Raw genomic sequence first — 8,058 nt, 5'->3', positions numbered from 1 at the left:
AAGTCGTACCACTCGAATGCGGTGCCGGCGGATGAGGCGACCACCACCGTCCGCATCGGCGTGGTGGTCTTTTCCGGCGCCCCGTCGGCGGCGACTGCTTCGGCCATCTCAACTCCCCCAAATCGTTGGGGAATGCTCTAGCACCGGCGCCTCGCGCTCGGAAATGGCTGTTCTGCGGGCCGGAACCGCGACCGGGGGAGGCGCCTTCCTGTCCCGAAGAACGAGGACAGGCCATGCAAGACAACACCTATGGGATCAGCGAGATCGTCGGCTCGTCGGAGACCTCGATCGAGGACGCCATTCAGAAAGCCGTCGCCAACGCCGCGGAGAACCGGCGGAACATCCGCTGGTTCGAAGTCCTGGAGACCCGCGGCCATGTCGAGGACGGCCGGGTGAAGCACTTCCAGGTGCACATCAAGCTCGGCTACACGATCGAAGGATAGGGCGATGACCAGCCCGGACAAGCGCAGCTTCGAACCCGATCCCGAGGCCCGCCCGGACCTGCCGCCCGAGGACGCCGATCAGGCCAGGCCCGACGCCCCCGACGAGGCCAAGCTGAAGCGCCACGGCGACGACCTGCAGTCGACGGTCGACAAGGCGGCCGGCGGGGACCAGCCGCCCCGCTGACCTAAAACGCGTTCTCGCCGGTGATGGCGCGGCCGAGGATCAGGGCGTGGACGTCGTGCGCACCCTCGTAGGTGTTGACCGTCTCCAGGTTCGCCGCGTGGCGCATCACGTGGTACTCGCCGGAGATGCCGTTGCCGCCGTGGATGTCGCGGGCCTCACGGGCGATGGCCAGGGCCTTGCCGCAGTTGTTGCGCTTCATGAGGCTGATGGCCTCCGGCACCCAGGCGCCTTCGTCGATCAGCCGGCCGAGCGCCAGCGCGCCTTCGAACCCGAGCGCGATCTCCGTCTGCATGTCGGCGAGCTTCTTCTGGACCAGCTGGCGGGCGGCCAGCGGCTTGCCGAACACCTTGCGGGTGGAGACGTAGTCGCGCGAGGCGTGCAGGCAGAACTCGGCCGCGCCCATCGCGCCCCAGGCGATGCCGTAGCGGGCCTTGTTAAGGCAGGAGAACGGCCCGCGCAGGCCCGAGACCTTCGGCAGGATGGCGTCCTCGCCGACCTTCACGTCCGCCAGGCTGATCTCGCCAGTCACTGAGGCGCGCAGGGAGAGCTTGTTCTGGATCTTCGGCGTCTCGAAGCCGGGCGTCCCGCGGTCCACCAGGAAGCCGCGGATCACCCCGTCCAGCTTGGCCCACACCAGCGCCACGTCGGCGATGGGCGAGTTGGTGATCCACATCTTGGAGCCGTTGAGGACGTAGCCGCCGTCGACCTTCTTCGCCACCGTGCGCATCGAGGCCGGGTCGGAGCCGCCGTCGGCCTCGGTCAGGCCGAAGCAGCCGACGATTTCGCCCTTGGCCATCCCCGGCAGGTACTTGCGCCGCTGTTCCTCGGAGCCGAACTCGTAGATCGGATACATGACCAGCGAGGACTGCACGCTCATCGCCGACCGGTAGCCGGAATCGATCGCCTCGATCTCACGGGCGATGAGGCCGTAGGCGACGTGGTTGACCGCCGCCCCACCGTACTGCTCGGGCAGCGTCGGGCCGAGGAAGCCCAGGGCGCCCATCTCGGTCATGATCTCGCGGTCGAACCGCTCCTCGGCGAAGGCCGAGACGACGCGGGGCAGTAGCTTGTCGCGCGCATAGGCCCGGGCCGACTCCCACACCATCCGCTCGTCCTCGGAGAGGCGCGAGGTGAGGTCGAGGGGGTCCTCCCAGCGGAAGGTCTTCTGGCTTTGGCCGGCGTCGAGAGCCATGGCGGATGCTCCTGAATTTTCAGGGCCGCCTATGACACCGAATTACGTCCCCGTGTAGACGCCTTTGCGCTTCTCCAGGAAGGCGGCGCGGGATTCCTTGGCGTCGTTCACCGCCTTGCGGGCGAAGCCCAGACCGACGTGCTCGTAGCGCAGGGCGTCGTCGATCTCCTTTTCCATCGAGTACTGCAGCACCCGCTTGGCGCTGCGGATGGCCAGCGGCGGCCACTGGGCCATCTCCTCGGCGTAGGCGACCGCCTCGTCGAGCAGCCGGCCCTCCGGGACGATGCGGTTCAGGAGTCCGATGCGGTGGGCCTCTTGGGCGTCCACGTTGCGGCTGGTGAAAATCAGGTCGGCGGCGTTGGCGTAGCCGACGATCCTGGGCAGGAAGAAGCTCATCCCGCTGTCGGGCGAGAGGTTGCGCTCCACGAACACCGTCTTGAAGCGAGCGTGCTCCGAGCCGATCCGCACGTCGCAGGCCAGCGCCATGCTCATGCCCGCGCCTGCGGCGACGCCGTTGATGGCCCCGATCAGCGGCTTATCGAAGGTATAGAACAACTTGGCCCAACGGCCGACCCAGCTCATCTCGTCCAGCCGCTCGGTCTGGTTGGTGGGCGGCGGCGGGCCCGGCGGCAGGCCGGCGGCGGCCCGGTCGGCGCCGCCCATGAGGTCGGCGCCGGAGCAGAAGCCCTTGCCCTGGCCGATGATCACCAGGGCCCGCACGTCGTCGTCGTCGCGCGCCCGGCCGACCGCCTGATGGACCTCGCTGCGAAGCGTGGCGGAGATGGCGTTCAGCCGCTCCGGCCGGTTGAGGGTCAGCACGGCCACCTGGCCGCGGATCTCGTACTGGATGGCGTCGTAGCGGCCGACCGGCTGGTCCATGGCGCGTCCTCCTTGCCTCGTTTTCCGCAACTCTGGCCCAAACGGGGCCGTGCGCAAGGAAAGCCGCGGCAACCATTGTCGATTTTGCCGGTTGCTAGGCAATCAACGGCCCTGGACCGGATCGCCCAATGGACGCGACCTCAGCCGATAGGAATCCCGCCCGGCCCTTCGTGTGGCTGGCGACGCTCGCCTTCCTGATCGGCTTCATCGGCTATCTGGCCGTCAGCGTCCCGGTGGTCGCCACCGTCTACGACGAGCGCCCCGCCGAGCCGGCGAGAGTCTCCGGCCCCGTCTCCTCCGAGTGGAACATCGAGCGGCGGGTATAGCCGCAACCCTTCTCCGTAATCCCGGACGGCCGCAGGCTGAGCTTCGCTGTGGCCGGGATGACGGCATTGAGGCCAGCCTCAGCTCCGCGCCACGAACCAGCCGTTCTTGAAGCCGTCCTGCGCCTTTCCATAGGCGAAGGGCTGGCCTTCAGGCGTCAGGACGCTGCCGCCGGCGGCTTCCAGCACCGCGTGGCCGGCCGCGATGTCCCATTCCATGGTCGGGCCATGGCGCGGGTAGATGTCGGCGGCGCCCTCGGCGATGCGGCAGAACTTGATGGAGGAGTCCATCGCCTCCCGGCGGGTGAAGCCGTACTTCTGCGCCAGCGCGTCGGCCGTCTCAGGCTTCATGGTGTGGCTGATCAGGCCCAGCGGCTCGGGCGGCCAGGGGCGGACGTGGACCGGCGCGGCGGCCCCGCCCTCGACGCGCTTCAGGGCCCGTCCGCCCTGTGTGAACCAGGTCTCCATGGTCGGCGGCGCGCAGACCGCACCGGCCACCGGACGGCCGTCCTGGATCAGGCCGATGTTGACGGTGAAGTGGACATCGCCGCGCACGAAGGCCTTGGTGCCGTCCAGCGGGTCCACCAGGAAGAAGGTCGAGCCGATCTGATCGGGCGTGCCGAACTCGCTGGCGTCCTCCTCGGAGATCACGTGCACGCCGGGCCAGCGCTTCTCCAGCTCGGCCAGGATCAGCGCCTCGCCCCGCTGGTCGGCTTCGGTGACCGGGCTCTCGTCGGCCTTGGTGCTGACCGTCAGGCCCGAGCGCCACAGGGGCAGGATCAGCCGCGCCGCGGCCTCGCAGATGTCGGCAAGCTCGGCGCCGGGGTCGCTCAATGACAAGTCTTCCGCCCTCCCTTGGGGAGCCGCCTTCCTAGAGGGGCGTTCCGGTTTCCGAAAGCGTCAAATCAGGCCAAGTTCGCCCGCCGATGACCGAGGTTCCTCCCACCTTCGACGTGGCCGCACCGCCGCCCCCGACCGCGCAGGTCGCCGCCTACCTGGCGGCGCGCATGTGTCACGACTTCATCAGCCCGGCGAGCGCCATCGTCTCGGGCCTGGACCTGCTGGAAGACCCCACGGCCCAGGACATGCGCGAGGAGGCCATGGGCCTGATCGCCTCCAGCGCCCGCAAGCTGGCGGACCTGTTGGCCTTCACCCGCGTGGCTTTCGGCGCCTCGGCCAGCGCCGACACCTTCGACGCCCGCGAGCTGGAGAAGCTGACCCGCGGCGTTTTCGCCCACATGCGGGCCGAGCTTGACTGGGAGGTCTCGGTCGAGGGGCTGAACAAGCCGTCCGCCCGGGCGCTGCTGAACCTGGCCCAGCTGGGCGGCGCGGCCCTGCCGACCGGCGGGACCACCCGGGTGCGGGCCGTGAACGAGGGCGCCTCGACAGCCATCGCGGTGGACGCCATCGGCCCGCGGGCGCGGCTGCGACCCGAAGTGCTGGCCGGCCTGCGGGGCGAGTCCGCCGAAGGGCTGCACGGCCACTGGGTGCAGGCCTACTACGTGCACCTGTTCCTCACCGACGCCGGCGGGCGGGTGTTCGCCGACGTCAACGACGAGCGGGTGGTGTTCGCCGCCACGGTTCCCCTTTAGCGGGTTGAATAAACCACGGCTCCATACCCTCCCTTAACCAACCCGGCGGACAAGGGGAGGTGGAGTGGAGTTCGCCCCGTGAAGACCTGTCTGGTCGTCGACGACAGCCGCGTGATCCGCAAAGTGGCCCGCCGCATCCTCGAGGAGCTCGGATTCGAGATCGCCGAGGCGTCCGACGGGCTCGAGGCGCTGGCCTGGTGCCGGGCGATGATGCCCGACGCGGTGCTGCTCGACTGGAACCTGCCGACCATGAGCGGGCTCGAGTTCCTGCGCCAGCTGCGGCAGGAGCCGGGCGGCGAGGCGCCCACCGTCGTCTTCTGCACCGTCGAGAATGACATCGAGCGGATCCGCGAGGCGCTCGACGCGGGCGCCGACGAATACATCATGAAGCCCTTCGATGGGGACATCATGGCCTGCAAGCTGGCTCAGGCGGGTCTGGCGTGACCCCGCAGGACCGCGAACTCATCGCCGGGCTCTGCGCTGCGCGCGCCGGGTTCCACGTCGACGCCTCCAAGGCCTACCTGCTGGAGAGCCGGCTGGCCCCGGTCGCCCGGCGCGAGGACTATCCCACTATCCCCGAGCTGATGGAGGCCCTGCGACGGACCCGCGACGAGCGGCTGATCTGGGCGGTGGTCGAGGCCATGGTCGGCGGCGAGAGCAGCTTCTTTCGCGACGGCGCGCCCTATGAGGCCTTCGCCGAGGAGGTCCTGCCCAAGCTCTGCGAGCGGGCCGGCGGGCGGCCCCTGCGCATCTGGAGCGCGGCCTGCGGCACGGGCCAGGAGATCTACTCCCTCGCCATGCTGGTGGAGGAGGCCGAGGCCAGGATGTCTGGCGAGCGCATCGAGCTGTTCGGCTCCGACCTTTCCGAGCGCGCCCTGGAGAAGGCCCGCAGCGGCCTCTACACCCAGTTCGAGGTCCAGCGCGGGCTGCCGATCCGCATGCTGGTCCGGCATTTCGACAAGGACGGGGAGATGTGGTCGATCCTGCCGAGGCTGCGCCAGATGGTGCGCTGGCGGCGGATCAATCTGCTGGCCGACCTGTCTCAGCTCGGCGCCTTCGACGTGATCTTCTGCCGCTACGTGCTCTCCAACGCGACCGAGCCGGCTCGGCGACGGATACTGGACAGCCTGGCCCGGGCGTTGGTCCCCGGCGGCTACCTGTTCCTGGGCCAGGCTGAATGCGCCGAAGGCCTGACCGAGGCCCTGGCGACGGTGGAAGGCCGGCCCGGCCTCTATGTCCGTCAGCCCGCCGTCCGGGTCGCCGCCTAGCGCCAAAAAAGAAGAACCCCGCCGGAGGGGCGGGGCTCTTGGTACGCAGAACTCTGGAAAGGCCTTAGTCGGCCGCGTCCTTGGCCGCGCCTTCGACAGCCGCGCCGGCCGCCTGCACGTCTTCACCGGCGCCTTCGACGGTGTTGCACGCCGCCACGACGGCCATGCTGGCGGCGAGCACGACGGATAGTACGATCTTACGCATGGGATCTCTCCGGTGAGGTTCAACTCGCCGCACGGCAACGATCAGGCTGCGGCCTGGTTCCCCTGCGGGGGCGAATTGGCCACGCTTTCCGGGGTCGGCGCCGGGAAGATCAGCCGCGCGGTGATCCCACCCGCGGCGTTCTGCACAAGCTCAGAGCGGCCTCTCAGCTGACGGGCGAAGGCGGTCATCAGGGTCCGCCCGACCCCCGAGGCGACCAGCGCCTCCTCCGGCGCCGTTCCGTCGTCGGCGATCTCCAGCAGGGCTTCGTCGCCGCTGACCGAGAAGTGGACTGTCAGCTCCCCGCCGCGCCCGGCGAAGGCGTGCTTCTGGGCGTTGGTGATCGCCTCGACGGCGAACAGGGCAAGAGGAGCGAGCCGGTCGGGATCGATGACCAACGGCTCGACGTCGAGCTCGGTTCTGACCGGGGGCCCGCGCAGCATCTCGCCGGCCACCAGCTGGGCGGTCAGCTCCTCGAGAAAGGCGCGCAGGTCGACCCGCTTCAGATCGGGGCTCTGGTAGAGGGCGCGGTAGATCAGGGCCAGCGCGGTGATCCGCTGGCGCGTGTCGCTCATCGCCGCCCGAGCCGCCGGGTCGGTCAGCGCCCGTTGCTGCATGTTCAGCAGGGAGGAGATGACCTGCAGGTTGTTCTTCACCCGGTGGTGGATCTCCCGCATCAGCGCGTCCTTCTGGGCCAGGGAGTCGCGCAAGCTGGCGTCGCGGCCGACAATGGCGTCGGCCATGTCCTCCAGCGTCTCGGCAAGTTCCCGGATCTCCGACGGCATCCGCTCGGCCTGGACCGGCCGCACGCTCAGCCGGCCGCGGGCGTAGAGGGTGGCGATCCGCTGCAGGTAGGCGATCCAGCGCACCACCACCCGCTCGGCCACCGCCGACACCGCCAGGAAGGCCAGCAGGAAGGTGAGCAGTGGCAGGATCAGCCCGGTGAGCGGGTTCAGCCGCGCCCAGGAGAACAGGCTCGGCGACGGCGCGGAGAGGATCACGAAGATGTCGTCGCTGACGATCGCGGCGGCCGAATAGACTCGCCGTTCGCCCTCACGGTCGCGGCCGTACCAGACGTAGGCGCCCTCGGCGGCGCGGGCCCGCCAGTCCGGGGGCAGGTCCGGGAATGCGCCCGGCGTGGTCTGGCTGATGTAGTCGCCGCGGCTGTCGGCCAGTGCGACATCGGACGACTGCGGGATGGCGGGGTCGCGCACCCGCGGCTGCAGGCTGGCCAAGCTGATCACCGCTGCCTGAACACCCTGAAAGCTACCGTCCGGAGCTTCGGCCCTTGCGGCGGCGATCACCGCCGGCTCGCGCGCGTAGGCCGCGCCGGGGGCGCGGGTGATCACCAGGTCGTCGCCGGCCTGAAGCTGCCGAAACCAGTCGCGGGAGGCCCGGCCAGGGTCGGCCGGAACGCCCGCCGCCGCGCAGGCTACCCGGCCCGCTGAATCGAAGCGGATCAGGTTCAGGTAACCTGGCACCCGCTCGGCGACCTGCGCCAAGCGTTGGGCGCACTGGAAACCGACCGAGCCGCCGGCCAGGGTGTGCAGCAGGATGTCGGCGCTCTCCATCCGCGCCCGCGCGGTGGCCGCGCTCCGCTCGGCGGCGAAGGCGAGGCTCTCGCGCAGGTTCTGGTCCTCGCGGTTGAAGGCCAGGGCCGATTGCACGCCGCCGAGCGCCAGCACCGGCAACAGGGCGACGGCCAGGGCGGTGATCAACCGGACCCGGATCGTGCTGAGCGAACTCCAGGGCTGACCGTCCATCGGACCTAACTAGGCCCCTAACGGACCGTGCTCAACCGCTCCGCATCGGCCAGGATGGATTGCATGGCCTCGCTGGCCGCCAGGCCGTCGCGGTCGTACGCGCCCTCGTCGAGGATGGCGTGCAGGGCCCGGCGCGCGCGGCTGACCCGGCTCTTCACCGTGCCGACCGCGCAGCCGCAGATCTCGGCGGCCTCTTCGTAGGCGAAGCCTCC

12 protein-coding genes are annotated in these 8,058 nt (G+C 69.8%); 6 read left to right on the top strand and 6 right to left on the bottom strand.

Annotated elements, in window-relative coordinates; all coding sequences use genetic code 11:
• Positions 1-233: 233 nt before the first annotated feature.
• The gene (locus tag VHK87_RS03765; protein ID WP_329633561.1) at positions 234-443 is read left to right on the top strand and encodes a dodecin; all 210 of its coding nucleotides are present in this window, start codon (positions 234-236) and stop codon (positions 441-443) included.
• Positions 444-447: 4 nt separating this feature from the next.
• Positions 448-627, top strand: a complete 180-nt coding sequence (locus tag VHK87_RS03760; protein WP_329633560.1) for a hypothetical protein — start codon at positions 448-450, stop codon at positions 625-627.
• A gap of 1 nt (position 628) precedes the next feature.
• On the opposite strand, the gene VHK87_RS03755 is transcribed toward VHK87_RS03760, so the two are convergent.
• Together VHK87_RS03755 and VHK87_RS03750 are read right to left on the bottom strand one after the other, a co-directional pair.
• Positions 629-1,819, bottom strand: coding sequence for an acyl-CoA dehydrogenase (locus tag VHK87_RS03755; RefSeq protein ID WP_329633559.1), 1,191 nt, complete (start codon positions 1,817-1,819; stop codon positions 629-631).
• 42 nt (positions 1,820-1,861) lie between these two features.
• Positions 1,862-2,698: an enoyl-CoA hydratase/isomerase family protein gene (locus VHK87_RS03750; protein WP_329633558.1), complete on the bottom strand. Its 837-nt coding sequence runs from the start codon at positions 2,696-2,698 to the stop codon at positions 1,862-1,864.
• Positions 2,699-2,826: 128 nt separating this feature from the next.
• On the opposite strand from VHK87_RS03750, the gene VHK87_RS03745 reads away from it, so the two are divergent.
• On the top strand, positions 2,827-3,024 hold the full coding sequence (locus tag VHK87_RS03745; protein ID WP_329633557.1) for a hypothetical protein: 198 nt from the start codon (positions 2,827-2,829) through the stop codon (positions 3,022-3,024).
• 78 nt (positions 3,025-3,102) lie between these two features.
• On the opposite strand, the gene cysQ is transcribed toward VHK87_RS03745, so the two are convergent.
• Positions 3,103-3,861, bottom strand: a complete 759-nt coding sequence (gene cysQ, locus VHK87_RS03740; protein WP_329633556.1) for a 3'(2'),5'-bisphosphate nucleotidase CysQ — start codon at positions 3,859-3,861, stop codon at positions 3,103-3,105.
• An 86-nt stretch (positions 3,862-3,947) separates the two neighbouring features.
• Here cysQ and chpT point away from each other — a divergent pair, with 86 nt between their 5' ends.
• The 3 genes from chpT to VHK87_RS03725 all read left to right on the top strand — a co-directional run bounded on the left by chpT (position 3,948) and on the right by VHK87_RS03725 (position 5,881).
• Positions 3,948-4,613 (top strand): histidine phosphotransferase ChpT, encoded by a 666-nt coding sequence (chpT, locus tag VHK87_RS03735; RefSeq protein WP_329633555.1) that lies wholly within the window; start codon positions 3,948-3,950, stop codon positions 4,611-4,613.
• 78 nt (positions 4,614-4,691) lie between these two features.
• Complete coding sequence (locus tag VHK87_RS03730; RefSeq protein WP_329633554.1) at positions 4,692-5,057, top strand: response regulator; 366 nt, start codon at positions 4,692-4,694, stop codon at positions 5,055-5,057.
• Positions 5,054-5,881, top strand: coding sequence for a protein-glutamate O-methyltransferase CheR (locus VHK87_RS03725; RefSeq protein WP_329633553.1), 828 nt, complete (start codon positions 5,054-5,056; stop codon positions 5,879-5,881). The genes VHK87_RS03730 and VHK87_RS03725 overlap by 4 nt, the downstream gene beginning before the upstream one ends.
• Before the next feature lie 64 nt (positions 5,882-5,945).
• Here the strand turns inward: VHK87_RS03725 and VHK87_RS03720 are convergent, their stop codons facing one another.
• The 3 genes from VHK87_RS03720 to VHK87_RS03710 form a co-directional block, all read right to left on the bottom strand.
• Positions 5,946-6,086: an entericidin A/B family lipoprotein gene (locus VHK87_RS03720; RefSeq protein WP_329633552.1), complete on the bottom strand. Its 141-nt coding sequence runs from the start codon at positions 6,084-6,086 to the stop codon at positions 5,946-5,948.
• Between the two features lie 41 nt (positions 6,087-6,127).
• Entirely contained in the window at positions 6,128-7,846 is a 1,719-nt protein-coding gene (locus VHK87_RS03715; RefSeq protein WP_329633551.1) for a sensor histidine kinase, read from the bottom strand.
• Between the two features lie 17 nt (positions 7,847-7,863).
• Positions 7,864-8,058: sigma factor-like helix-turn-helix DNA-binding protein (locus tag VHK87_RS03710; RefSeq protein WP_329633550.1), on the bottom strand; the 195-nt coding region annotated here is incomplete at its 5' end.

The organism is Phenylobacterium sp., from assembly GCF_036263695.1.
GTDB lineage: Bacteria > Pseudomonadota > Alphaproteobacteria > Caulobacterales > Caulobacteraceae > Phenylobacterium.
The sequence above is the reverse complement of the archived record's forward strand: the minus strand, read 5'-3'. Positions and strand labels throughout refer to the sequence as shown.

Excerpts from the sequence above, each read along its gene's own strand:
- VHK87_RS03765 (WP_329633561.1), top strand. The coding sequence starts at position 234 with ATGCAAGACAACACCTATGGGATCAGCGAGATCGTCGGCTCGTCGGAG.
- VHK87_RS03760 (WP_329633560.1), top strand. The coding sequence starts at position 448 with ATGACCAGCCCGGACAAGCGCAGCTTCGAACCCGATCCCGAGGCCCGC.
- VHK87_RS03755 (WP_329633559.1), bottom strand. The coding sequence starts at position 1,819 with ATGGCTCTCGACGCCGGCCAAAGCCAGAAGACCTTCCGCTGGGAGGAC.
- VHK87_RS03750 (WP_329633558.1), bottom strand. The coding sequence starts at position 2,698 with ATGGACCAGCCGGTCGGCCGCTACGACGCCATCCAGTACGAGATCCGC.
- VHK87_RS03745 (WP_329633557.1), top strand. The coding sequence starts at position 2,827 with ATGGACGCGACCTCAGCCGATAGGAATCCCGCCCGGCCCTTCGTGTGG.
- chpT (WP_329633555.1), top strand. The coding sequence starts at position 3,948 with ATGACCGAGGTTCCTCCCACCTTCGACGTGGCCGCACCGCCGCCCCCG.
- VHK87_RS03720 (WP_329633552.1), bottom strand. The coding sequence starts at position 6,086 with ATGCGTAAGATCGTACTATCCGTCGTGCTCGCCGCCAGCATGGCCGTC.
- VHK87_RS03715 (WP_329633551.1), bottom strand. The coding sequence starts at position 7,846 with ATGGACGGTCAGCCCTGGAGTTCGCTCAGCACGATCCGGGTCCGGTTG.